Source organism: Neobacillus mesonae (assembly GCF_023715155.1).
In the GTDB taxonomy this organism is placed as follows: domain Bacteria; phylum Bacillota; class Bacilli; order Bacillales; family Cytobacillaceae; genus Neobacillus; species Neobacillus mesonae_A.
Genome location: NZ_JAMBNQ010000005.1, coordinates 130,178 through 153,909, shown reverse-complemented (window position 1 = coordinate 153,909; position 23,732 = coordinate 130,178). Strand labels below are relative to the sequence as shown.

Below are 23,732 nucleotides of genomic sequence, written 5' to 3'. Positions count from 1 at the left end.
CTTGTCATTCTTTGTTATAGTTACTTTGTAATTGAATCATAGAAATAGGTGGAGGTATTCGGATGACACAAAATATCGCAAGAATGATTGACCATACATTATTAAAAGCGGATGCGACAAAAGAGCAAATCGTAAAATTAGTTAATGAAGCAAAGGAATATTCTTTTGCATCTGTTTGTATTAATCCAACATGGGTGAGCACAGCTGCAGAACTGCTTAAGAGCACTGCTAATGTAAAGGTATGTACGGTAATTGGTTTCCCTCTTGGTGCAGCCACACCGGAAACGAAAGCATTTGAAACCAAGAATGCTATCGAAAATGGGGCCTCTGAAGTAGACATGGTCATTAATATTGGAGCGCTCAAAAGCAATCAGGATGAATTAGTAGAAAAGGATATCGCAAGTGTTGTTGAAGCGGCAAAGGGAAAGGCTTTGGTAAAAGTGATTATCGAAACATGTCTATTAACCGATGATGAAAAAGTGAGAGCTTGTGAATTGTCTGTTAAGGCTGGAGCTGATTTTGTCAAAACATCAACCGGTTTTTCAACCGGTGGTGCTACGCCAGAAGATGTTCGTTTAATGCGTAAAACTGTCGGTCCTGCTGTCGGGGTTAAAGCTTCTGGCGGTGTCCGCAGCCGTGAAGATGCTATGGCCATGATTGAAGCAGGAGCAACACGTATTGGAGCAAGCTCAGGAATCGCCATTTGCAATGGCGAAGTTTCAGACAGCAAGTATTAATAGTAACACAAAAAACCAGGGTTCTTAGAGACCCTGGTTTTTTGTGTTAGAAAAATAAATTTAGAATAAAGTAGAGAATCGCAGCGATTAAAGCCGTTATCGGCAGTGTGATCACCCATGTAATCACCATGCGTTTGGCCGTATCCCATTTTACCCCTCTCAGACGGTGTGAAGCACCAACACCCATAATACCAGAAGAAATAACATGTGTTGTACTTACAGGCAAGTGGATGTAAGTAGCACCGAAAATAATGGCAGCACCAGTTAAATCGGCTGCAACACCATTGACAGGGCGGATTTTCATAATTTTTCCGCCAACAGTTTTGATGATTTTCCAGCCCCCAATGGAAGTTCCAAGTCCCATTGCGGTTGCACAAGATAATTGAACCCAGAAAGGTACATCCGCATCATGAGGAAGGAATTGACTGGAAATCAACGCCATGGTAATAATCCCCATTGATTTTTGGGCATCATTTGTACCATGGGAATATGATTGGAGTGCTGCTGTTGCAATTTGAATATATCGGAAATTCCGATTTGTTTTGGCGAGATTTAAATTTTTAAAAACAACTTTAAAAATACTGTAAATAATGTAACCGACAATAAAGGCTAAAATAGGCGAAATAATAAGTCCTTCAAGGATTTTAGTAAAGCCGGAGTAGTTTAAGATATTTAACCCTTCAGCAGCAATAGCTGCCCCGGCAATAGAACCAATTAGTGCATGGGAAGAACTGCTCGGTATTCCAAAATACCAAGTGACTAAATTCCAGGCAATAGCAGACAGCAATGCTGCTAAAATGACAATTGAACCATTCTCAAGCATAAAGGGGTCAACAATATCTTTCGAGATTGTTTTAGCAACCCCGGTAAATGTCAATGCACCAGCGAAGTTCATTACTGCAGCTAAAAGAATAGCTTGTCTTGGCTTTAAAGCTTTTGTAGAAACACTTGTTGCAATGGCATTTGCTGTGTCATGAAACCCATTAATAAAATCAAATATTAGAGCACCAATTACGATTAAAATGGTTAGAATTAATAAAAAGCTCATAGTCGTACTCCTTAAGCATTTTTCATGATGATGGATTCAAAAGTATTGGCGACTGTTTGGCAGCTGTCAGCGATTTCCTCCAGATTTTCATAAATTTCCTTATATTGAATAATACGAATTGGATCTTTTTCAATGTTAAATAAATGTTTAATGGATTGTCTCAAAATATTATCACATTTAGATTCGTAATCCTTGATTTTAATGGCATGCTCTCTTAAAGGCGGCAGCTTTTTATTTGCTAACATCTCGATGGCTTTATCAATTTCAAGGACGCTTTTATGAATGGCATCAACGAATTTCTTCATAAAGTCATCTGCCTGTGTAATGGAGTACATTTCGAACAGTGCTGCAGTTGCTTCAAGACCATCAATGACATCATCCATTGTCATGGCAAGCTGGAGAATGTCCTCGCGTTCAATCGGCGTAATAAAAGTATCATTTAGTTCTTTGATAATTTCATGAACAAAGGTATCTCCCTTTGATTCATATTCCTTCATTTTCTCGGAGAATATTTTTAAATCACTCACATTTTTTAATTCATAATCAGTAAAAAATTGTGAGCCTTCTTTTAAATTTGACGAAATACTATGAAGCAAATTATAAAATTTATCATGTTTTTTTGCCATAATATGTACCTCCATCTTTCAGATAAATACCTAAATCAACTTAACCATTTTATCGAATCATTGTCGAAAAATGAAACTATCTTAACAAAATTTACAAAAACTTAACATTAGAATTTTCTGAAAAGTATTAAATTCCTATTTTACTATTACTGTTTCCTGGTGTATTTTAATTTATGTATGAATGTACCTAGAGAATTTTATGAGTATAAAATGAAAAATTGGGTATTGTAAACTGTATAGACGGGAATTTAATTTCCTGGTCTTAAGTGCATGAAAGCACAACCTAAGTCAATGAATACTGAATACTTAAAAAGGAGTGTTCTTAATGGGTTTTATTTGGTCATTAATCGTCGGAGGGATCATTGGATGGTTAGCAGGTCTAGTTGTCGGAAGGAATATTCCAGGAGGCATTATTGGTAATATCATTGCTGGATTTATCGGGGCATGGCTTGGAACAGCTATTTTAGGAAACTGGGGACCGCATGTGGCTGATTTTGCGATTATCCCGGCAATCATAGGTTCGGCCGTATTAGTACTCCTCTTAAGCTTCATCATGAGGGCCTTTAAAAAAGCGGATTAACTAAATAAAATGGAACTTAAAGCCTCCCGGATTCGGGAGGCTTTTATAGTGAATAAACATCAATATGTTTAAAAATAACTGGATTATCTGTAAAGGGAGCAAACACCCGGATGTTTTCTCCTGTAAACGGATGGGGAAATTCAAGCTTGCCCGCATGGAGTGCTTGTCTTGTAATAATGGGTTTTCCGCCATAAAGGGGATCCCCTGCCAACGGATGCCCAAGATGACTTAAATGGACCCGGATTTGATGAGTTCTTCCTGTTTCCAGCCAAGCTTTAATATAGGAGAAATTTCTTCGTTTATCTTCCGCAAGTACCTGATAGTGTGTTACAGCGGACTGGCCGGAAGGAGAAACTCTCCTTTTTGTCGGATGATGCCGGTCACGGCCAATGGGTTCATTTATAATTCCTGATTTTTTTCTCAGGATACCTTCGACCATCGCAGCATAGGTCCTTTTCATTTCACGTTTAGCCAGCATGTTATCTAAAATAGCACCGGCCAAAGCATGTTTTCCAAATACTATCGCACCGGAAGTATCACGATCTAATCGATGAATCTGTCTGATATTTCTTAACTCGCCATTTGCCAGCATATGATATTGTGCCATATTTAAAAGGGTATCTGTCTCCATATTTGCATCATTTGGATGGGTTTTCAAAAATGGCGGTTTATTGACGACCATTAAGTGATCATCTTCATAAAGAACTTCCATTTCACGATAATGGGGAGGAAACTGTATGTCTTCTTCATTAAATGCACGAATTTGTAATTTTTCACCTGCTGAAAGAGAAGTAGTCCAGTTGACATCATTTCCATTAACCTGAACACTTTTTTCCATCCGAAAGGCATGAGTAAGTTTTTTGGGGATCTCCCATTCCTGCCGAAATAACTCTTCGATGGATTTCCCTTCCCATTTCTTAGGTATTAAAATTTGGAACCATTCGCCAAAACGCATTGTTTGTATCATAAGAACTCCTTCTATCTCCACTAATTACCACCGTCATGGCATTCTTAATTATGTTATCCTTATCATATATTTAATTAGAGAAAAAAGCGATTGCAAGGGTGGGTTATAAGTGAAAATAGTTTTTGCCTCGACACCAAGTCAAGAGGAAGAAATCTGTGAACTTGTGAGGTATATTTATTCAAATATATTTCCACTTTATTTTACTGACAATGAGATTTCACAGTTTGAAAAACTGAAAGTATTGAATACGTCGAAAAAACAGTTTGAAGAGATTGGCACCTTAAAGGATGCCTTTCAAGTAATGACTAGCATTCAAACTATTATTTCTATTTTAGAATCACCTCAACTTAATGAAGAGTATGCTGAGGTTTTTAATAAAAATGCAGCAAATCTCAATGATTTAGGATTATTTTTTCCATTTGAATTTGAGCAGTTTGAAACTGCGAAAAATATGAAGCCAGTGATGTTAAGTATTTATTCAAAAGCAGATAATGAACTGCTTATTTAGAAAAAGCCGTCAAAGGCTTTTTCTTTTTTTTTATTTTGGTAAAATGATAATGGAAAATAAAGTGAAACTTCAATCGGGAGAGTTTTTTTATCTTCAATGATTGTTAGTCCATTTTTACTGACTCTGAAAACGCACCAATTTAGAGTCAATACAAATACGGGTTAGCTTAGGCTAATCACCGCTTCCGTTCGGCAGTTTAGCTGATCTCTTCAAACAGGCGCATACGGCAAGCTGTACACGCTTACGCTAAACCTTGAAGGGGAGGCCTTACTGCCCGTAAAGCGGGATAAATATATTTTCGCAAAAATTGTCGTTTTATTTTAAGCTATATTTAAAGGAGTTACCCCGTACAACTAAGAAAGAATATTAAAGTACATAAAAATTGGAGGGAACTATTAGAATGGATTGGAAAACAGCAGCAAAGAGCTGGATGGAATTTAAAGGATTGGATGAAGAATTAAAGCACCAGCTGCAATCCTTAACACAAGATGAAAAAATACTTGAGGAAGCCTTTTACAAGAATTTAGAGTTTGGTACCGGAGGCATGCGTGGTGAAATCGGTGCTGGAACTAACAGAATGAACATTTATACTATCCGCAAGGCTTCGGCCGGACTTGCAGCATACATAGAACAATTTGGTGAAGAAGCGAAAAAGCGCGGCGTTGTTATAGCCTTTGATTCACGCCGTAAATCTCCGGAATTTGCAGTAGAAGCTGCGAAAACCCTAGCAACAAGAGGGATTCAAACTTATGTATTTGATGAGCTAAGACCAACGCCTGAACTTTCATTTGCCTTAAGACATTTACATGCTTTTTCAGGTATTGTTGTTACAGCAAGCCACAATCCGCCTGAATATAACGGATATAAAGTATATGGCTCTGACGGAGGACAATTGCCTCCTAAAGAAGCTGATGAATTAATTGTTAAGGTGAATGAAATTGAAAATGAATTATTGATTGAAGTGGAGAGCGAGGAAACCTTACGTTCTTCAGGATTGATTAAAACCATCGGATCAGAAATTGATCAGGTATATATTGAAAAGTTAAAAACGATTTCCGAAAACCCGGGCCTGGCAAAGGAAACGGATATTAAGATTGTTTTTACACCATTGCATGGAACAGCTAATAAGCCTGTACGGGCAGCGCTTTCTGCTTTGGGCTATCAAAATGTGACAGTGGTAAAAGAACAGGAGCTTCCTGATTCGAATTTTTCAACGGTAAAAAGTCCAAATCCAGAAGAACACGCTGCCTTTGAGCTGGCAATCCGGGACGGGAAAAAAGTGGGAGCTGACATCTTAATTGCTACGGATCCGGATGCAGACCGCTTGGGAATAGCTGTAAAAAACCATGAGGGAGAATATGTTGTCTTAACAGGCAACCAGACCGGTGCATTATTGCTTGATTACCTTCTAACCCAAAAGACAGAAAAAGGAACTTTGCCTCAAAATGGTGTAGTATTAAAAACGATTGTGACATCTGAACTGGGAAGAATGATTGCTTCTGCCTATCAATTAGAAACCATTGATGTTCTGACAGGCTTTAAGTTTATTGCTGAAAAAATTAAACAATATGAAGCAAGCGGCGATCATACATTCTTGTTTGGTTATGAGGAGTCATATGGATATCTAATCGGGGATTTTGCTCGTGATAAGGATGCTGTTCAGGCTTCTCTGATGGCAGCAGAAGTTTGTGCTTACTATAAAAAGCAAGGTATGTCCTTATATGAAGGATTAATGAATGTATTTGAGAAATACGGTTATTATCAAGAAGGGCTTCGTTCCTTAACACTGAAAGGTAAAGAAGGAGCAGAAAAAATTCAGCGTATATTAACTTCTTTCCGCAGTGAGCAGCTAAATGGATTAGGCCAAATTAAAACAGTGGTAACAGAAGATTATTTAACCGGAAAACGCGTTACGGAAAATGGAGAAGAAACAATTGCTTTACCTAAATCCAATGTTCTTAAGTATATTTTCGATGATGGAACCTGGGTTTGCCTGCGGCCATCCGGTACGGAGCCAAAGGTTAAATTCTACTTTGGGGTTAAAAGCGACAGCCTTGAAAAGAGTAAAGTAAAACTCGAGACAATCGAAAGAGAATTTATGGAACTTGTTGATCAAAAAATCAAATTAGTTTAGAACACTTTGAAAGCACGGCTCAGGTTAAAGAGCCGTGCTTTTTTGGTGGAATTCTCTGGTCCGGTTAAGTAAAAAAATGTATCCACTAATGTTTTCAGGAAAGACTATACATCGGTATCTCATTTATATCCTCTTCAAGCGTCTCATTCGCATGGTCGATGTAACGAAGGAGATTATATAGGTTTTGTTCAATCACGGTATAATCACGTTCAAAATTATAGGCATGCAGGAAATGCTCTATTTTCTTTGAAAGAAAGTGGTCAGTTGTACGTACCATCAAAATTAGCAAATTATCCCATTCTGATCTGTGCGTATAAAATAACGCTCGATCGTAATCCATTTTATTCATTGTTCTCTCCTCCTCATTAGGAGTTGAGATTATTGTATGATATTTTTAAAATAACACTCGCAGAAAATGTTGGACAGCTAATAATAATGCGGTTTTCAACTATTACCTGTATATTTTTTTGAAATAAGGGAGGGTGTATGAAGAAACTTATTGGGTTAGTACTAATTATTTATTTGTTGTCTGAACATTCAGCATCAGCAAAAATAGTGGAAACAAATCAAACTTATACATATGAACAATTGAACCAAGATATTAGCGAAATAAAAGATAAATTTGAAGATGTGGTGGAAGTAAAATCTATCGGTCAATCGGAATTCGGCAGAGAAATCTGGGCTGCAAGGCTTGGCAAAGGAAAAAAAACGATTGTTTTAATTGGCTCCCATCATGGCCGTGAATGGATGACAACCATGCTTCTCATGAAAATGTTGGAGACCTATGCGGATGCGTATGACAATCAAGGAAAAGTTGGTCCTGAGCTAACGCAAATCCTGGATCAAGTATCTATCTGGTTTGTACCAATGTTAAATCCAGACGGTGTTACAATCCAACAAAATCAGTTAAATTCTTTTCCACTGCAACACCAAAAACGATTGGTTAAAATGAACGGAGGCAGAATGAATTTTGAAGGATGGAAGGCAAATGGAAAAGGCGTCGATCTGAATCGTCAATATCCGGCTGATTGGGATAAACTGATTACCAACACTAGGGAACCATATTATAAATTCTTTAAAGGAAAAAAGCCGCTGGAAGCAGCGGAAGTTAAAGCATTAACGAAGTTTATTGCTGAAATTAATCCAGCCATTGCAGCAGCCTACCATTCAGCCGGAAGGGAAATCTTTTGGAGTTACAAAAATGGCTTCTTTTACCTTCGCGATTACTTAATTGCCCGAAAAATATCTCATTTAACAGGCTATAGATTGGCTAATCCGGATAAGGAAGCGACAGGAGGAGGATTTACAGACTGGTTTATCACCAAATATCGACGTCCGGCACTGACCATAGAAATCAGCTATTTAGTAGGAGAAACCAATCCGCCAATATCTGTTTTTAAAAGTGAGTGGAAAAGAAATCAATATGTTGGTTTGAAGCTTGCCCAAGCTGCGCAGAGGATATTTTTAACAGAATAGTTATTCTGTCCTCTGGAAATATTTTAAATGATTGTAGGAGGTGGGATGGATGATTTTAACAAATCCAATAAGTTCATCAGAAGTAGGCACACTTTGGATGACTTATCAAGAAAAAACTCTTATTTTAAGGATTTTGGAATATTTTATCAAACATGCAGATGATGAGCAGGCAAGAAATATATTAGGGTGTTTATGGCAAGAGCTGAATTATTATGTATTGGAAATGGAAAAAATTTTTGAACAACAAGGAATGGTATGTCCTGTCGGATTTAAAAAAGAAGATGTAAATTTGGAAGCACCTAAGCTTTTTGACAATGGCTTTGACATTATGTTTGTCCGTATGTTAAAAGAAGTTAGTATGGGCTTGTATGCGATTAATATGAATATGGCCTATAACGACGACGTCATGAAGATTTACGAAGGGCTGACTGTGATTACTCAGAAGATATACAAGCTATCAACACTTTATCTTCTTGAAAGAGGAATCCTTACACTACCTCCTAAGGTTACCATGCCAAAGACAACTGAGATTATTAAAGATAAGAACTATATGAAAGGATTTACACCTTTTGGTGAGAAAAGAGCTTTAAATGACATTGAGTTAGGCTTCCTTCATCATGGTATTGAAGCAAATAATATCGGAATGCAGCTGATTACCGGGTTTGCTCAATGTGCACAGAACAAAGAAGTAAGGCAATACTTTGAAAAAGGGAAGGAAATTGCCAAAAAGCATATAAAAGTATTTCAGAATTTACTTTTAGAAAATAATATTCAGTTTTCGGCTACGTCAGGAAGCACAGTAACAACTTCCACGATGGCCCCATTTTCTGATAAGTTAATGATGTTTTGCATCGACTTTCTTAATGGATTTAGTATTGTCGGAAATAGCTTTGGGACTTTTTTTACATTAAGAAATGATTTATCCTTAAAAACAGCGTTATTGGCAAAAGATGTCTATTTTTATGGTCAAGAAGGATTAGAAATTATGTTTAAAAACGGATGGTATGAAGAACCCCCCCAGACGGAGGACCGAAACAAATTAATAAACCGATAAGAATAAATATAGTCAATGGACAGATAATAATCCTAGTGTTAGATTTTTTAACACTAAATTTCAATGTGGGGGGATTATTTTTGCATATACTTATTAGCTTAATTTCAGCTCTTATTACGTTGGCTATTAAAGCTGGATTCTTAATGGATAAGGTGGAGTACAAATTAAGAACTCTATTAAGGACACCGTCTTTAACTTGAGCAATGAGTAGTTACTAAAAAATCTTCAATTCACATTGAGTTAAAAGGTGAGGGCATAAATTGTACTCACCTTTTATTATGGCGGGATTAAAAAATAACCTTATTTTTCATCATTCATGCTTTTCCTTCATACATTGTGGTAAGAGGTAAAGGGGGGAATCGGTTGATGAATGAGGAAGATCGTAAAGCTCTCGAATATTCGATTAGTGAAATAACCGAAATCGCCAATGGTTTTGGTTTAGATTTTTATCCGATGCGTTATGAAATTTGTCCTGCTGAAATTATTTATACCTTTGGTGCTTACGGTATGCCAACCCGGTTTTCGCATTGGAGCTTTGGTAAGCAATTCCACAAAATGAAACTTCATTATGACCTTGGGCTGAGTAAAATATATGAGCTTGTAATCAACTCCAATCCATGTTATGCGTTTTTATTGGATTCCAATGCATTAATCCAAAACAAACTTATTGTTGCCCACGTTTTGGCTCACTGTGATTTCTTTAAAAATAATGTCCGCTTTCAAAATACAAAGCGGGATATGGTGGAAAGTATGGCTGCAACGGCGGACCGGATCCATCAATATGAAATTCAATACGGAAAGAAAGAAGTAGAGTCCTTCCTTGATGCCGTACTAGCAATTGATGAACATATTGACCCATCCTTGATGAGACCGAAGCTTGCTTGGTCCATGGAGGACGATGAGGAAGAGGAAGTGGAACGTCGTTCGCCGACACCATATGATGAATTGTGGAATTTGGATGAGAAGGAAAAAGAGGTTCCGAAACAACCTCGGAAAAAGAAACTTCCGCCAAGACCAGAGAAGGATTTATTATTGTTTATCGAGTCATATAGCAGGGAATTAGAGGATTGGCAGCGTGATATACTCACCATGATGCGTGAGGAAATGCTTTATTTTTGGCCGCAGCTTGAAACGAAAATCATGAACGAGGGATGGGCATCCTATTGGCATCAACGAATTCTTCGCGAATTGAATTTGACCAGTGGAGAAGCAATTGAGTTTGCCAAACTTAATGCAGGGGTTGTGCAGCCTTCAAAAACTGGGATTAACCCATATTATTTAGGATTAAAGATTTTTGAAGATATTGAAGAACGCTATAATAATCCATCGGAAGAAATGAAACGAAGGGGCGTTGAGCCAAACTCTGGCAGAGAAAAAATATTTGAAGTGCGTGAAATTGAATCTGATATTTCATTCCTTAGAAACTATTTAACTAAAGATCTTGTCTTTAGGGAAGATATGTATCTTTTCCAAAAACAGGGAAGGGATTATAAAATCGTTGATAAAGAATGGGAAAAGGTACGTGACCAATTAGTGAATATGCGGGTAAACGGAGGGTTCCCATATATTACTGTCAATGACGGCGATTATATGAAAACCGGTGAACTTTATTTAAAACATTGGTATGAGGGGATAGAATTAGATGTCAAATACCTTGAAAAGGTATTGCCATATATCCACCAGCTTTGGGGCAGACCTGTTCATATGGAAACTGAGATAGAGGACAGAACCATGCTGTTTACCTATGATGGGAAGGGTGTCCATCGAAAATATCTATAAGCTTAAAGAGGGTGTCCCAAAGTATGGGACACCCTCACTTTTCTAACTGAATATGGCACAAAAGGGTTAGGCGAAAATATTTTAACAGTTAAAAATGTATTTTTGAACTTATTCTCAATCCATACTTCTTATATCTTAAACTTTTTTTGAAATTGTTTTACAATTGCTCCCGTAATAGTATCCGACATTTCTAAAGCTTCTGCTTCAATTTTGTCAAATACTGTAATACTTGCTTTAAAGTCTTGTTGTAGAATCAATACTGCTTCTGATTTAGTAAGTGCCAGATGTTCGAAAAACATTTCTTGGAATTCCTTTCTTGATATAAAAGGATTTATTCTACTTAAAAATTCGGCAATTTCTTCTCCATTGGCGTACCATCTTCTCTCTGCATCTGCAGCAGCTCTTTGATTACTTGCTTTTGCAGCTTTAACCAGTTCCGCTGCAATTACCAGGTGCGCTCTTATTAAGCTGGTGAATTTTGCTGCTATTTTATTTCCATAGAAAGGCATTAATAAATTTCCCATATCCGGAGCGTTCCGAAGAAGACGTGCGGTAACCGCATCTACATCAGGTAAATTAAATGCTATGCTGTTGATTGTCATTCTTGTCCAGTAAACGTGTTGTTCCCAAACTAAACGCATGGCACTTTTTAGTCGATCTTCCTGTTCACTAATACACGAAATGTTGAACCAAGGATTCATGATTTTCACCCCTTATTGTAATAGTATATTCCGATTCAAAAAAGCGGCTTGTACTCTAGCTAAGGGCTAATCGTTTTTTTGTGCTGGTAGATTTTTTTTATGTAACAGCAATGAAAAATGCTAAAAATTATGTGAAGAATTTAAAGAACTGTCTCAGTTAATAACATAAAAGGGAACGGAAGGAACCGTTCCCTTTTTATCACAAAGCCAAAATGAAGCCATATAGGTATATCAATTTTAATTTTCCGTATAAACTGCAATTAATACTTCAGCAGTTTCATCTCCAATATTTTTTACAAAATGAGGAACACTGGCACACCAGCTAAAAGTGTCTCCTTCTTCAAGAATATAGGAATCTTCCCCTTGTTCTGCAAGAATCTTTCCCTTTAAGACTAAATGACATTCTTCCCCTTCATGTGCTTTTTGTTCTCCTGTTGAATATCCAGGGGGGAATTCCACAAGTCTTAAGCTCAGCCCCCCTCTAGATGCTAAATGCTCAACCTTTAATTCAGGGTTTTTAGAGAACGTAAATTCTCTTTCATTTTTTCGAATAACTGTCATTTGCTCATCCTTTTCTAAAAGCAGATAGGGGAGAGGGACCTTTAAAAAATTCGCTATGGTCTGCAAGGTATTGATCGATGGTGAAGTATTATTATTTTCAACATTGCTGATAAATCCTTTAGATAGTCCAGTACCTTCACACATTTGGGCTATCGTTATTTTTTTTCTATTTCTAATCGTACGTATTTTTGACCCTATATCCATTTTTGTCACCTCGAAGGTTTCATATTTGTAAACTTATTTTCATATTAACAAAAAAATGATTGACATGCCATTTTTATCTTGGTATTCTATAGGAGAACAAAGATTCATATTTAGAAACAACAAAAAATTTAAAACGAGGTTTTTTAATATGAAACAATGTTTATATAAATAAATTTGGCTTTTCATGTTTAAAATATACTCGATGTTTAAAAGGAGGTTTCAATGATGGAAGCCCCAATGATATATGAATTGCGGTCACCTAAACATATAGTCCCAGGAAAAAAATATCCCGCACTGTTTGTTATGCATGGGATGGGAACGAATGAATACGATATGCTTTCTCTGGTGGATGGTCTAGAAGATATCTTTTATATCTTTAGTATTAGAGGGCATCTGAATCAAGGTCAGGGATATGCATTTTTCACTATTCAAGGTTATGGGAAACCCCATCGAAAAGTATTTGATGAAGGTATTAATAAACTAACTCATTTTATAGAGTTTGCTTCTCAAAATTATTCCTTGGATCCAAGCAGATTGTATTTGATGGGATTTAGTCAAGGAGCAATTGTTTCTATGACACTTGGATTAACACTGCCTGCTATTAAAGGCGTTGTTGCTTTAAGTGGTTATATTCCTGTATTTGTAAAAGAGGAATATAAGATAAATCCCAATAAAAATTTGGCTGTATTTATTTCACATGGAGAGTATGATCAAGCATTGCCATATGAATGGGGAAGAGAAAATAATGAATATTTTACTGGGTTAGGTTTACCGGTAACGTTTAAATCCTACCCTGAAGGACATACAGTATCTGAAAAAAATGTTCTTGATTTTAGAGAATGGCTTTTAAATGATGTTCAAAGATAAAACAATTTGTAAAGGAGGAATCTAAAATGATGCCATCATTATTTATTGCACATGGTGCACCATTGCTTGCCATTGAAGATAATGAGTATACACAATTTTTAAGCCAATTAGGTCAAACAATGCCTCGTCCAAAAGCTATTGTGTTATTCTCGGCACACTGGGAGTCCAATGTTCAAAAAGTCAGCAAGGTGGATCAATACAGTACGATTTATGATTTTGGAGGGTTTGACGAAGCTTTATACAGAATACAATATCCTGCAAAAGGTGACGAACAAATTTCCAAAGAAATAGAAGAATTATTTACAAAAAACGATGTATCGTTTGAAATAGAAACTCAGCGTGGATTGGATCATGGAGCATGGATTGTCCTCCGCTTACTTTATCCCAATGCTGATATTCCTGTCATTTCTATGTCCGTCAACTCAAGAATTATGCCGGAAGAACAATACAAAATTGGAAAAGCATTATCTGAATTAAGGGCCAAAGACGTATTAGTTATTGGCAGCGGCGGTACAGTGCATAATCTTCGGGCAGTCAAGTGGGTTAACAATGGAGAGGCTGATCAATGGGCGCTTGAGTTCGATGACTGGTTAGCATATCATTTGCAAACATGGGATTTACCATCATTATTTTCCTATCGTTCAATAGCACCATATGCGGAATACGCTGTACCTCCATATGGGTCTGAACATTTTATTCCTATTTTTTATGCCATGGGTGCAGCAGATGATAATCGAAAAGCCGCATTGCTTCATCGCAGTTTCCGCTATGGGAATTTAAGCCATAGTGTTTGGCAGTTTGGTTAATAAATTGATAACAAAAATAAATTTGCCCATTTATCTTGAATTAGAAATATAGGAATTTGAGATGAAAAATAAATAAAGTTAAAGGGAGAGAAAAATGAATTTTAAAAATGAAATTGGCGCAGTTATTTTACGGGTTATTCTAGGCATAACATTTTTCATTCATGGGTTGGCAAAGTTTCAAGGCGGAATTGGAAATACAGCTGGATGGTTTGACAGTATCGGTATACCAGGGTTTATGGCATATGTCGTTGCAGGGATAGAATTAGTTGGCGGAATCGCCTTAGTAATTGGACTTGGAACTAGGATTGTATCCTCTTTGTTTGTCCTGCTAATGATTGGAGCAATCATCAAGGTAAAACTAGCTGTTGGTTTCTTAGGGAATGGACAAATGGCCGGATATGAATTAGATTTGGCATTCCTAACAATGGCTTTATTTTTAGCTATAAATGGCAGCAAACAGTTAGCAGTCGATAAATTTTTTGATAAAAGTGAATCTGCACAGATTTAATATAATAGTATTTTCAATTCTAGTATAGGTGGTAATCATCATGGGATTCTTTAGCAATATATTTGGTCATTCATCACAAAAGGAGAGAGAAACAATGGCAAATGAAAAATTGAACATTGGTATTATTTTAGGAAGCACTCGTCAAGGACGTGTAAGTCCACAGGTAGGGGAATGGGTAAAGGGTATAGCAGATAAACGCGGCGATGCAAATTATGAAATAGTTGACATTGCTGATTTTAATTTACCGTTCGTTGGAACAGGAACCGGGCAGGAGCCAGGCATTCAAAAATGGAATGAAAAACTTGCCAGTTTAGATGGGTTCGTTTTCATAGTCCAAGAATATAACCATAGTATCACGGGTGCTTTAAAAAATGCACTTGATTCAGCACGTGAAACTTGGAACAATAAGGCGGCTGGTTTTGTAAGCTATGGATCAACAGGCGGAGCTCGAGCAGTTGAACATTTACGTGGAATCTGCGGAGAATTATTAATTGCAGACGTACGTATTCATCCAACCTTATCATTATTTACAGACTTTGAAAATATGACTACTTTCAAACCAGCGGAATTACATCTTGATAATGTGAATGGAATGCTTGATCAAGTGATTGCATGGAGCGGGGCATTAAAAACTTTACGATAAACCATAATTAATAACGCTATTCTTTCTGTCATCAATTTCAGAAAAAATAGCGTTTTTTTTTTTGAGAAAAATCACATTAGTAGTAATCCGTTTGAAAACGTTGCAGAAAAATATGGCTATCCCGGGAAGATTAGGATGTTTTTACCTTGGAAAGACTAAGGAACGCAAAACCTAGCTCCAGTTAAATCAATATGCATAAATAAAAAACAATACCGTATAAACAATATGGGGTTATTTGCCTCATAAATAATAACAGGATAATTAACGGATACTATATTAAAAATAAGAGAGGGAAATTATTTATTCAAAACAATCTAAGGAAATTTATTATCCAGTAGTTCTTCAAGAAAAAATGAATATGGAGGGATCCATACATGGACAGTAATAATTGTGATTTTTCACCGATGAAAAAGCATATAGAGGATGGGATTCATGCAGTGATTGATCAGCTCCAATCTAATTTAAACGTACTTGGAAATGAAAATTTTTGTGTATTAGGAAGTCTTGAGGATGTTAAAGAACATCTAATTGAGATTGAATTAATGGCCGCTTCTTTCTATTTAAATTGTTATTTATCATCTTTTACAGATACATATAAGGATTTATCCACTTCAGCACAACAGCTTTCGCAGCATAGACATGGTGCCCTAATTGTAGTTGAACGTCTTGATTCAGTTGAGCCGATTATTCAAAAAGGAACCCAAATAGGAGCTTTAGTAACACCAAAATTATTGGAATCTATCTTTTATCCGGGGAATCCTCTACACGATGGAGCAGTTTTAGTCCGGGGAAACGAATTGGTTTCTGCCGCAAATGTCTTACCGCTAACATCAAAAAATATAGGGGGTAAAAAACTCGGAACGCGTCACAGAGCTGCGCTTGGAATATCAGAACGCTGCGACGCACTTGCAATAGTCGTTTCTGAAGAAACGGGGAAAATTTCATTTGCTTTAAATGGTAAACTATATCCGATTAACAATACTAAACCCATTAATTTTGGAGGTCCCCAATGACTAAGAAATTTTCGTTATCCTTAATTTTAGTTTTAGGCATTTTAATTGCTCCCACTTTTACTAACGCTCAGGTAATCCATGAAGTGAGAGCTGGCGATAGCTTAACGAACATTTCAAAAAAATACAAAATAGACAAAGATAATCTTGCTAAGTTGAATGGTTTAGCAAAAAATACAGGGCTCGTCCTTGGTCAAGCTATGTTGATACCTGGTTCGACCTATATTGTTCAGTCTGGGGACAGTATATGGGATATTGCCAACCGGCACGTTATTTCTGAGGAAAGTTTAATGCAATTTAATCATTTAAAAAGCAGAGTAATAAAACCCGGCCAGAAATTGAGTATACCTAGTCCTCCCAAAATGAATGTTTGGACAGGAACCTACTTTGTACCAAAAGATAAGAATTCTAATGCTTGGATGCTAAATAATTATAAAAGTACTCTTTCTAGTATTTTTGTATTTGAGTATCAGTCCGATCAGCAAGGAAATATCATTGAAACACCAGAAAACCAGGCCCATAAGATTGCTTGGAAAAAAAAACTCACACCATATGCAACCGTAACAAATTTGAGTAATAAGGGGTTTGATCCTGGGCTTACTCATCAATTAATTAGCACACCTTGGCTGCGCCAGAAATTCATTAATAATATTTATGGTCTTTTAGATAGTCATGATTATAAAGGAGTAGTCATTGACTTTGAACAAGTAAAGACAAAAGATCGTGCAAATCTTAATCAATTTATTAAGGAATTAGCAGCAAAGATTCATCCGCAAGGGATGGAAGTTTTGATGGCCGTACCGCCAAAAGAAGGAGATCAAACACCGTCCTATTCCGTTGCCTATGATTACGGAACACTTGGAAAATACCTTGATAAAATGTTTCTGATGACGTATGATTGGCACTGGCCGGGAGGCCCCTCAGGTCCAATTGCCCCGATTGACAAAGTAAAAGCAACACTTGACTATGCAGTTTCTGTTGTGGATAAATCAAAATTAATGTTAGGAATACCCCAATATGCATATGATTGGGTGAATGGAAGTAGTAAGCGTTCAGGTACTGCTTATTCCACACAGCATGCCATTGATTTATATACTGGATATCAGAGTCCAATTCACTACGATGAAAAAGCTGCTGAACCTTGGTTCCGATATATTGATAATAAAGGAAATTCACACGAAGTGTGGTTTGAAGACCCACGAAGCTTGCTTGTAAAGCTACGTGTTGTTAAAGAATATGGATTAGCTGGAATGGGCTGCTGGCATTTAGGTCTAACCATGCCTCAGACAGAAAAAATGTTACTTGAAGAGTTCAATGTACAATAAGAATTCTTAGTAACGTCTTACCAGTTAGAAATTAGATTTTAATTGTAGCGGGGCATTAAAAGTTTATGATAAACAATTAATAAGAAATATAAAAAGAGGCTGAACCAAAAGGATGTTAAAAACGACTTTTAGGGTTTAGCACTTTTTTTTGGTTGTTTTATTGGTAAATACCGGATTTCATAAGAGATATCCATGGTCTGTGCATATAAAACTTCGTTTAATTGATTCATATCCATTTTCCGCTTTCGTTTTCTTTCATAACTATAAGGTAAGTTGCTTGTTATTTGCACAGATCCATTCGTCAAACTACTCATGTCATGTTCTCCAATCTACCCATTTGATTTTTCCAAACTTTTACTTGTTTCAGCTTGAATTTGTCTTTCATCGAGTGTATGAAAGACAGTTAAGAGGGGAGACAGCTTGAATTTGTCTTTCATCGGGTGTATGAAAGACAGTTTAGGAGGGGGGACAGCTTGATTTGTCTTTCATCGAGTGTATGAAAGACAGTTAAGAGGGGAGACAGCTTGAATTTGTCTTTCATCGAGTGTATGAAAGACAGTTAAGAGGGGAGGCAGCTTGAATTTGTCTTTCATCGAGTGTATGAAAGACAGTTAAGAGGGGAGACAGCTTGGTTTTGTCTTTCATCGGGTGTATGAAAGACAGTTAAGAGGGGAGACAGCTTGAATTTGTCTTTCATCGAGTGTATGAAAGACAGTTAAGAGGGGTGACAGCTAGGTTTTGTCTTTCATCGAATATATGAAAGACAGCTTCGAGGTTGTCAGTAAGATTTTGGCTTTAAGAGGTTACTTAAGGACAATTTTACCAGAAAGGATTTTAAGAACTCATATTAAGGACAGAATCACCAAATGAAGCCAGAAAGGATTTTAAGAACTCATATTAAGGACAGAATCACCAAATGAAGCCAGAAAGGTCTTTAAGAGCTCATATCAAAGACAGAATCACCAGATTTAAAGCCAGCATTGTCTTTAAGAGTCTGCAAACATTAAGTGTAAGGTGATAGTTAAATAAGATTTCCATACATTATCCACTGGTTTTGGCAAAATAAGGGCTTTTGAAACTGCTTCCTTTCATAAAAGAAATAGGTATATTAAATTGGTTCAACATGGACGTGAACATCATAAACCCCATATTCCATCATTAATATATTTTCTACTGACGTAGAAATATCATGTGCACTTCGTATATCAAGAGTAGAATTAACAATAATGACCACATCAACAACATAGTGATTGCCGTAAGATCTTGCTCTTAGTTCTTTAACACCTTTTACTCCTTTAGTTAAGTTATGGGAGGACTCGCGAAAAATTCCCCATGCTGTGTTGCAAATAATCAATCCAACAATCAATGCCGTTACAGGATCAAGCCAAGGAAGATTGAATTGGGATCCAATTATTCCAATCGCTGTTCCAATGCTTACTAAAGCATCCGAAAGATTATCTTTTGCAGCTGCTGTAACTGCTTGGCTATTAATTTTTTTTCCTAGATTTTTGTTATAGAGGTAAACCAAATAAATGACTCCAGCGCTAAAAAAACCAGTCCATGCTGAGATGATATCCGGTGATTCCGTATTACGATTGAAAAAAGAGGATACTGCATCAAATAACACTTGCATTCCAACAGCCGCCATGATAACAGAAGCAATCATGGCGGCAACTGTTTCTGCTTTCCGATGACCATATGGATGGTCTTTATCCGGTGGTTTCTGAGATAATCTAAGCCCAATAAGTACGGCAAAAGATGCAATGATATCTGTAGTGTTGTTTAATCCATCAGCCTTTAAAGCTTCAGAATTGGAAAAAAACCCAATAGCAAGTTTTAATACTGATAAGAAAATGTAAGCTGCTATACTAACGATAGCACCTTTTTCTCCCATTTTTAAATCTATATATCTATTATCTACCATGTTTTCAAACCTCACTTTACCCCTAAAAATCATAACAGTTTACTGACTAGTGGGTCTACAGCAACCTTTTTTCACTGTACTATACTTCTAAAATGAGTGAAAAAAAGTTTCACTTGGTAAAGTTGTAATGTGGCTGTCTGCCCCTTAAAATACAAAAAATGATGTTTTTGTCCAAAACATATTTAAATTAATAGTTCAATATTATTAGTAATAAAGCACTGATAAGGAGGTCAACCATGCAAAACCACCCTCAACTGCCTGGTCATGTCAGTATTGATCAGTTTAATCAAATGTTAGCTTCTCCCGAATCCTTTGCTGCTAAACCAGAATCGCTGACGGAACAATGTTTGTGGAGCGTTCCTTAACGGAAAATAGGTTTTGGCTTAGAATTATGAAAGAGCATGCCTTATTTTTAGGCGAGGGCTTTAACCGGAAAGATACTCATTTGATTCAACAGACTGACAGGTTTCATTATTACTTTGAACAGCAAGAAAAAAAAGCTTATCAAGTTCCAAACAACGTTTCTTTGGTTAAAAAATTAAACGAAGAAAGCATCGAATTGGTTCATGGATTCCGAAATTTATTTTAAGAGAAACCTACTAATATTAATTATTAATTGTAAGATAAGCGGTTTTAATTTTCCATTGCTTGTGGACCATATAGCGAGGGAAGCAGAATACTTCATGAGGACTCTAACAAAATTCAATCAAGGAATATTAGAACCCATTCAGGATGCCATTATTAGTGAAAATGTATTTTGGTTAAGAATTACGATGGAGCATTCGCGCTTTATTGTGTCATTACTTGATGCATCAGAAAGGAATTTAATTAGTACAGCAAGGAAATTTGGAGATGATTTCGAAATTCTTTTAAACCAAGCTAGAGATGTGGAATCAATGTTATATCAAAAGCAGCCAACTTCCCCGATTATTGGAAGGATGAATAAAGAAAGTGAAAGTGCTGCCCAAGAAATTCGTGCTTTTAAGAAAACGGGACTGGACTTAATTAAATCATGCCAAATTCGGAATGTCATTAATCCTTTACTTGCAGATCATGTATTAAGGGAAGCGGATCACTTCCTATATATGATTCATGTATTGGAAGAAAGATTAAATGCAAAGCAAAAAGCAGAACAACATATGTAACCAATTTTAGGCCTTTATATGCAGGCCTTTTTTATTTGTTATTCTACAATATTCTTCAAAAATAAACCTTTCTCGTCCCAATAAATCAAAGTTCTATTCGTTTCTCCTCGTTCATAATTACTACTGTAGTCATATTTCTTACATGAAATGGAGGATGGCAGATGGGAATTAAGTTTATCAAAATTTCCGTGGTATACTTTGTCATTGGGGTTTGTTTAGGGATGTATATGTCCATGACAGAGGCATTTACCCTTAAGCCGGTTCATGTCCATATTAACTTGCTGGGATGGACCGCTATGACACTTGCCGGTCTCATTTATGTTGCTTTCCCTAGTGCCGCTGAAACAACGCTGGCAAAAGTTCATTTTTGGCTTCATAATATTGCATTGCCGATTATGATGATTGGTCTTGCCGCCTTAGTATCTGGTGTTACATCCGCAGGTCCTGCAGTAGCTGTCGGTGGAACTTTATTGGTTTTAGGTATTATTCTCTTTGCCATTAATATTCTTGCTAATGTGAGGAATTAGGGAATCAGAACTATTATCATCCTCTTTTATGTAAAAACGCTGCAGGAGTAAGTTCTGCAGCGTTTTTCACATTTAAGGCTCATAGCTTTTAAGATGATCTTTTCTAAGCTTTGTGATTTCCTCCCATGATTTCTTTTGCTCAAAGTCATATATGGCTTCTTCCCAGTCCCCATACATAGGGTTTGGGAAAACAATCAGCTTTTTGCCGAATTCCTCTTTCATTTTATCGACTGTTTTTACTCTGCCGGTATCTGTAAGACCGTCAAATCCACTAAAGTCTCCTAAGTTGTCTCCAAATAATAAAACAATATCATGGGTTTTTGCGACGTGATTCCTGCGGGTTTCCTTTCCCTTTTCATTTTTTTGCTGTAATAGTACATGATCTGGATTAGCTTGAGGAGCCCCGACATTTTTTAAATTTTTAATGGTCGCTTCCTTTTGTTTCTCCTGCCGGTTAGAAATATAGAAAATTTCAACGCCCTTAGAGTCAGCATAGCGTAAAAAATCAAGGGCTCCGGGTAATGCCCTGGCTTCAGCCCGATTAAACCATTTGCTCCAATCAAATCGATTGCCATTTCCATTGATGATAAAGGAAGCATGATAGGGGCTGTTATCGAGGACTGTTTCATCAATATCAAGGACAATTGCTGGCTTTAATGACCTGTTATATTGTTTTTTTCTGAGGATTTCATCCAATCTGAGTTTGCCGATATTATATCCTTGATAGTACAAGGCTTTGGCTTCGCCGGCATTTTGGAACCATAGGATTGACATCGTATTTTGTTCATAAGCCTCAGCTGGGGGATTTTTTACCGGCTGAGCATATGAAACATTAGATGTGTAGAACAAGGTAAAAACGGCTAAAATGAACCATAATAATTTTTTCATCCAATGGACCTCCTAATTGTGATAGCCCTAATAGTATGTGGAAAATGGGTAAAAAAATGAGACCCTTCTAGAAGAGCCTCATTAATCATTTTTAGCTAACTTGTTTATTAGAAATAACTTGTCCATGATCTCTTTTATGAAGGCCTTTACCATAATAAAAGGCAATTAAAAGAATCAGCCAAATCGGTCCTACAATTAACGCAATTCTTGTATCCGCACTAGATGCCATTAGAACAATGACCACGGCTAGGAAAGCTAATGAAAGATAATTCGTAAACGGGAATAATGGCATTTTATATTTTAATTTTTTCACTTCATCCTGTTTTAACGTCTTCCGGTAGCGAAGTTGTGACAGAAGGATGATTACCCATGTCCAAATAGCAGAAAAAGTTGCAATACTTGTTACCCATGCAAATACCTTTGCAGGAACAATGTAATTTAGAACAACACCAATTAATAAAGCCGCTGCAGAAGCAATAACTGCAACCCCTGGAACACCTTTTTTTGTTATTTTTCCAAATTTTTTCGGTGCTTCATTATGGTTAGCCAGGTCAAATAACATACGGGCCGTACTGAATATTCCACTGTTACATGAAGATAGGGCAGCTGTTAAGACGACAAAGTTAATAATACCGGCTGCACCTCTAATCCCAACTTTTTCAAAAGTAAGAACAAAAGGACTTCCACTTGTCCCTATTTCATTCCATGGATAGATGGACATGATGACGAACAGGGCACCTACGTAAAAGATTAAAATACGCCAAAATACCGTATCAATAGCCTTCGACAATGATTTTTCCGGATTCTTTACTTCTCCGGCAGTTACCCCAATCATTTCAATTCCTAAATAAGCATACATAACCATTTGCATGGAAAATAGGACACCTTTGAATCCATTCGGGAATAATCCACCGTGATTCCAAAGATTACTGATGCCAGTGGCAACCCCGCCATTTCCTAAACCGAAGAAAATCATTGCAGCACCAACAATAATCATGGCAATAATTGTCACAATTTTTATAAGAGCAAACCAAAACTCCAATTCCCCATAAGCCTTAACGGCAATGCCGTTTACTACTGTCATAATGACCAGAGCTGCTAATGCCCAAATCCATCTAGGTGCACCAGGGAACCAATATTCCATGTAGATTCCGATAGCCGTGATTTCCGCCATACATGTCACAATCCACAAGAACCAATAATTCCAGCCTGTAAGATATCCTGCGAGCGGTCCCAAAAAATCTCTTGCATACGTACTGAAGGATCCGGCAACAGGTTTCTGGATTCCCATTTCCCCAAGAGCTCTCAAGATAAAAAAGATAATCAATCCGCTAATTGCATAAGCAAACAAAATCCCCGGCCCCGCCATTTTAATGGCAGATGCAGACCCAAGGAATAATCCGACTCCAATACAAGCTCCTAAGGACATTAATGTAATATGTCTTTCTTCCAGTCCGCGTTTAAGTTCTGTGTTATTTTGATCCATAAATTCACTCTCCCTGACTATCGTAAAATGTTAATAAATCAACATTTTATCCTTTATTGAGATAGTATTAATATTTTAAAAAACATGACTTAATATCCTTCATTTCCCACCTTCCAATTTTTAATTATAATCTGACAACGCTTTCAATACACAAGGTAATTCATATAGATGTTTCTAGTAACATTTTAACATTATAATACAATATTTTTAAATATAAAATGTTTGGAA

The 23,732-nt window shown here is 36.7% G+C and carries 24 protein-coding genes and 1 pseudogene; 15 read left to right on the top strand and 10 right to left on the bottom strand.

Going from position 1 to position 23,732, the window contains the following annotated elements; genetic code table 11:
• Positions 1-62: 62 nt before the first annotated feature.
• A complete protein-coding gene (gene deoC / locus M3183_RS07690; protein ID WP_251468178.1) occupies positions 63-737 on the top strand; it encodes a deoxyribose-phosphate aldolase in 675 nt (224 codons plus the stop codon).
• 46 nt (positions 738-783) lie between these two features.
• Here the strand turns inward: deoC and M3183_RS07685 are convergent, their stop codons facing one another.
• Together M3183_RS07685 and M3183_RS07680 are read right to left on the bottom strand one after the other, a co-directional pair.
• Positions 784-1,785: an inorganic phosphate transporter gene (locus M3183_RS07685; RefSeq protein WP_251468175.1), complete on the bottom strand. Its 1,002-nt coding sequence runs from the start codon at positions 1,783-1,785 to the stop codon at positions 784-786.
• 11 nt (positions 1,786-1,796) lie between these two features.
• Positions 1,797-2,426, bottom strand: a complete 630-nt coding sequence (locus tag M3183_RS07680) for a DUF47 domain-containing protein (protein WP_251468173.1) — start codon at positions 2,424-2,426, stop codon at positions 1,797-1,799.
• 310 nt (positions 2,427-2,736) lie between these two features.
• Between M3183_RS07680 and M3183_RS07675 the strand changes: the two genes are divergently transcribed.
• On the top strand, positions 2,737-2,991 hold the full coding sequence (locus M3183_RS07675; RefSeq protein ID WP_251468171.1) for a GlsB/YeaQ/YmgE family stress response membrane protein: 255 nt from the start codon (positions 2,737-2,739) through the stop codon (positions 2,989-2,991).
• A 43-nt stretch (positions 2,992-3,034) separates the two neighbouring features.
• On the opposite strand, the gene M3183_RS07670 is transcribed toward M3183_RS07675, so the two are convergent.
• Positions 3,035-3,955, bottom strand: a complete 921-nt coding sequence (locus tag M3183_RS07670; protein WP_251468218.1) for an RluA family pseudouridine synthase — start codon at positions 3,953-3,955, stop codon at positions 3,035-3,037.
• A 112-nt stretch (positions 3,956-4,067) separates the two neighbouring features.
• Here M3183_RS07670 and M3183_RS07665 point away from each other — a divergent pair, with 112 nt between their 5' ends.
• Together M3183_RS07665 and M3183_RS07660 are read left to right on the top strand one after the other, a co-directional pair.
• The gene (locus M3183_RS07665) at positions 4,068-4,466 is read left to right on the top strand and encodes a YhcU family protein (protein WP_251468170.1); all 399 of its coding nucleotides are present in this window, start codon (positions 4,068-4,070) and stop codon (positions 4,464-4,466) included.
• 400 nt (positions 4,467-4,866) lie between these two features.
• Positions 4,867-6,600 carry a phospho-sugar mutase gene (locus M3183_RS07660; protein ID WP_251468169.1) on the top strand — a complete coding sequence of 578 codons (1,734 nt, stop codon included), beginning with the start codon at positions 4,867-4,869 and terminating at the stop codon, positions 6,598-6,600.
• A gap of 94 nt (positions 6,601-6,694) precedes the next feature.
• Here M3183_RS07660 and M3183_RS07655 read toward each other — a convergent pair whose 3' ends face one another.
• Entirely contained in the window at positions 6,695-6,949 is a 255-nt protein-coding gene (locus tag M3183_RS07655; protein WP_251468168.1) for a YhdB family protein, read from the bottom strand.
• Positions 6,950-7,086: 137 nt separating this feature from the next.
• Here M3183_RS07655 and M3183_RS07650 point away from each other — a divergent pair, with 137 nt between their 5' ends.
• From M3183_RS07650 to M3183_RS07640, 3 genes are all read left to right on the top strand, one after another.
• Positions 7,087-8,076 carry a M14 family metallopeptidase gene (locus M3183_RS07650; protein WP_251468167.1) on the top strand — a complete coding sequence of 330 codons (990 nt, stop codon included), beginning with the start codon at positions 7,087-7,089 and terminating at the stop codon, positions 8,074-8,076.
• 49 nt (positions 8,077-8,125) lie between these two features.
• Positions 8,126-9,130, top strand: a complete 1,005-nt coding sequence (locus M3183_RS07645) for a DUF3231 family protein (RefSeq protein WP_251468166.1) — start codon at positions 8,126-8,128, stop codon at positions 9,128-9,130.
• 366 nt (positions 9,131-9,496) lie between these two features.
• A complete protein-coding gene (locus M3183_RS07640) occupies positions 9,497-10,909 on the top strand; it encodes a SpoVR family protein (RefSeq protein WP_251468216.1) in 1,413 nt (470 codons plus the stop codon).
• A gap of 128 nt (positions 10,910-11,037) precedes the next feature.
• Here the strand turns inward: M3183_RS07640 and M3183_RS07635 are convergent, their stop codons facing one another.
• Positions 11,038-11,610, bottom strand: coding sequence for an acetylglutamate kinase (locus M3183_RS07635; RefSeq protein ID WP_251468165.1), 573 nt, complete (start codon positions 11,608-11,610; stop codon positions 11,038-11,040).
• A 237-nt stretch (positions 11,611-11,847) separates the two neighbouring features.
• Positions 11,848-12,375, bottom strand: coding sequence for a helix-turn-helix domain-containing protein (locus M3183_RS07630; RefSeq protein ID WP_251468164.1), 528 nt, complete (start codon positions 12,373-12,375; stop codon positions 11,848-11,850).
• 237 nt (positions 12,376-12,612) lie between these two features.
• Here M3183_RS07630 and M3183_RS07625 point away from each other — a divergent pair, with 237 nt between their 5' ends.
• The 6 genes from M3183_RS07625 to M3183_RS07600 all read left to right on the top strand — a co-directional run bounded on the left by M3183_RS07625 (position 12,613) and on the right by M3183_RS07600 (position 17,534).
• A complete protein-coding gene (locus tag M3183_RS07625; protein ID WP_251468163.1) occupies positions 12,613-13,242 on the top strand; it encodes an alpha/beta hydrolase in 630 nt (209 codons plus the stop codon).
• A 26-nt stretch (positions 13,243-13,268) separates the two neighbouring features.
• On the top strand, positions 13,269-14,048 hold the full coding sequence (locus tag M3183_RS07620; protein ID WP_251468162.1) for a dioxygenase family protein: 780 nt from the start codon (positions 13,269-13,271) through the stop codon (positions 14,046-14,048).
• Positions 14,049-14,142: 94 nt separating this feature from the next.
• Positions 14,143-14,556 carry a DoxX family protein gene (locus M3183_RS07615; RefSeq protein ID WP_251468161.1) on the top strand — a complete coding sequence of 138 codons (414 nt, stop codon included), beginning with the start codon at positions 14,143-14,145 and terminating at the stop codon, positions 14,554-14,556.
• A 40-nt stretch (positions 14,557-14,596) separates the two neighbouring features.
• Positions 14,597-15,199: an NADPH-dependent FMN reductase gene (locus M3183_RS07610; protein WP_251468159.1), complete on the top strand. Its 603-nt coding sequence runs from the start codon at positions 14,597-14,599 to the stop codon at positions 15,197-15,199.
• A 374-nt stretch (positions 15,200-15,573) separates the two neighbouring features.
• A complete protein-coding gene (gene cdaS / locus M3183_RS07605; RefSeq protein WP_251468157.1) occupies positions 15,574-16,212 on the top strand; it encodes a sporulation-specific diadenylate cyclase CdaS in 639 nt (212 codons plus the stop codon).
• Complete coding sequence (locus M3183_RS07600) at positions 16,209-17,534, top strand: glycoside hydrolase family 18 protein (protein ID WP_251468155.1); 1,326 nt, start codon at positions 16,209-16,211, stop codon at positions 17,532-17,534. The genes cdaS and M3183_RS07600 overlap by 4 nt, the downstream gene beginning before the upstream one ends.
• Positions 17,535-17,662: 128 nt before the next feature.
• Here M3183_RS07600 and M3183_RS07595 read toward each other — a convergent pair whose 3' ends face one another.
• Both M3183_RS07595 and M3183_RS07590 read right to left on the bottom strand, forming a co-directional pair.
• Positions 17,663-17,848, bottom strand: a complete 186-nt coding sequence (locus tag M3183_RS07595) for a hypothetical protein (RefSeq protein ID WP_251468153.1) — start codon at positions 17,846-17,848, stop codon at positions 17,663-17,665.
• A gap of 794 nt (positions 17,849-18,642) precedes the next feature.
• The gene (locus tag M3183_RS07590; protein ID WP_251468151.1) at positions 18,643-19,458 is read right to left on the bottom strand and encodes a cation diffusion facilitator family transporter; all 816 of its coding nucleotides are present in this window, start codon (positions 19,456-19,458) and stop codon (positions 18,643-18,645) included.
• 236 nt (positions 19,459-19,694) lie between these two features.
• On the opposite strand from M3183_RS07590, the pseudogene M3183_RS07585 reads away from it, so the two are divergent.
• Positions 19,695-20,603 (top strand): annotated as a pseudogene (locus M3183_RS07585) (DUF2935 domain-containing protein).
• A gap of 161 nt (positions 20,604-20,764) precedes the next feature.
• Positions 20,765-21,130, top strand: a complete 366-nt coding sequence (locus M3183_RS07580; RefSeq protein ID WP_251468149.1) for a cytochrome-c oxidase — start codon at positions 20,765-20,767, stop codon at positions 21,128-21,130.
• A 72-nt stretch (positions 21,131-21,202) separates the two neighbouring features.
• Here the strand turns inward: M3183_RS07580 and M3183_RS07575 are convergent, their stop codons facing one another.
• Positions 21,203-22,018 (bottom strand): 5'-nucleotidase, lipoprotein e(P4) family, encoded by an 816-nt coding sequence (locus tag M3183_RS07575; protein ID WP_251468147.1) that lies wholly within the window; start codon positions 22,016-22,018, stop codon positions 21,203-21,205.
• Between the two features lie 91 nt (positions 22,019-22,109).
• A complete protein-coding gene (locus M3183_RS07570) occupies positions 22,110-23,504 on the bottom strand; it encodes an amino acid permease (protein ID WP_251468145.1) in 1,395 nt (464 codons plus the stop codon).
• Positions 23,505-23,732: the final 228 nt, after the last annotated feature.

What these genes read in the sequence shown, in the direction of transcription:
- deoC (WP_251468178.1), top strand. Translation starts at nt 63, where the DNA reads ATGACACAAAATATCGCAAGAATGATTGACCATACATTATTAAAAGCG.
- M3183_RS07685 (WP_251468175.1), bottom strand. Translation starts at nt 1,785, where the DNA reads ATGAGCTTTTTATTAATTCTAACCATTTTAATCGTAATTGGTGCTCTA.
- M3183_RS07680 (WP_251468173.1), bottom strand. Translation starts at nt 2,426, where the DNA reads ATGGAGGTACATATTATGGCAAAAAAACATGATAAATTTTATAATTTG.
- M3183_RS07675 (WP_251468171.1), top strand. Translation starts at nt 2,737, where the DNA reads ATGGGTTTTATTTGGTCATTAATCGTCGGAGGGATCATTGGATGGTTA.
- M3183_RS07660 (WP_251468169.1), top strand. Translation starts at nt 4,867, where the DNA reads ATGGATTGGAAAACAGCAGCAAAGAGCTGGATGGAATTTAAAGGATTG.
- M3183_RS07655 (WP_251468168.1), bottom strand. Translation starts at nt 6,949, where the DNA reads ATGAATAAAATGGATTACGATCGAGCGTTATTTTATACGCACAGATCA.
- M3183_RS07650 (WP_251468167.1), top strand. Translation starts at nt 7,087, where the DNA reads ATGAAGAAACTTATTGGGTTAGTACTAATTATTTATTTGTTGTCTGAA.
- M3183_RS07645 (WP_251468166.1), top strand. Translation starts at nt 8,126, where the DNA reads ATGATTTTAACAAATCCAATAAGTTCATCAGAAGTAGGCACACTTTGG.
- M3183_RS07640 (WP_251468216.1), top strand. Translation starts at nt 9,497, where the DNA reads ATGAATGAGGAAGATCGTAAAGCTCTCGAATATTCGATTAGTGAAATA.
- M3183_RS07635 (WP_251468165.1), bottom strand. Translation starts at nt 11,610, where the DNA reads ATGAATCCTTGGTTCAACATTTCGTGTATTAGTGAACAGGAAGATCGA.
- M3183_RS07630 (WP_251468164.1), bottom strand. Translation starts at nt 12,375, where the DNA reads ATGGATATAGGGTCAAAAATACGTACGATTAGAAATAGAAAAAAAATA.
- M3183_RS07625 (WP_251468163.1), top strand. Translation starts at nt 12,613, where the DNA reads ATGATATATGAATTGCGGTCACCTAAACATATAGTCCCAGGAAAAAAA.
- M3183_RS07620 (WP_251468162.1), top strand. Translation starts at nt 13,269, where the DNA reads ATGATGCCATCATTATTTATTGCACATGGTGCACCATTGCTTGCCATT.
- M3183_RS07615 (WP_251468161.1), top strand. Translation starts at nt 14,143, where the DNA reads ATGAATTTTAAAAATGAAATTGGCGCAGTTATTTTACGGGTTATTCTA.
- M3183_RS07610 (WP_251468159.1), top strand. Translation starts at nt 14,597, where the DNA reads ATGGGATTCTTTAGCAATATATTTGGTCATTCATCACAAAAGGAGAGA.
- cdaS (WP_251468157.1), top strand. Translation starts at nt 15,574, where the DNA reads ATGGACAGTAATAATTGTGATTTTTCACCGATGAAAAAGCATATAGAG.
- M3183_RS07600 (WP_251468155.1), top strand. Translation starts at nt 16,209, where the DNA reads ATGACTAAGAAATTTTCGTTATCCTTAATTTTAGTTTTAGGCATTTTA.
- M3183_RS07595 (WP_251468153.1), bottom strand. Translation starts at nt 17,848, where the DNA reads ATGAGTAGTTTGACGAATGGATCTGTGCAAATAACAAGCAACTTACCT.
- M3183_RS07590 (WP_251468151.1), bottom strand. Translation starts at nt 19,458, where the DNA reads ATGGTAGATAATAGATATATAGATTTAAAAATGGGAGAAAAAGGTGCT.
- M3183_RS07580 (WP_251468149.1), top strand. Translation starts at nt 20,765, where the DNA reads ATGGGAATTAAGTTTATCAAAATTTCCGTGGTATACTTTGTCATTGGG.
- M3183_RS07575 (WP_251468147.1), bottom strand. Translation starts at nt 22,018, where the DNA reads ATGAAAAAATTATTATGGTTCATTTTAGCCGTTTTTACCTTGTTCTAC.
- M3183_RS07570 (WP_251468145.1), bottom strand. Translation starts at nt 23,504, where the DNA reads ATGGATCAAAATAACACAGAACTTAAACGCGGACTGGAAGAAAGACAT.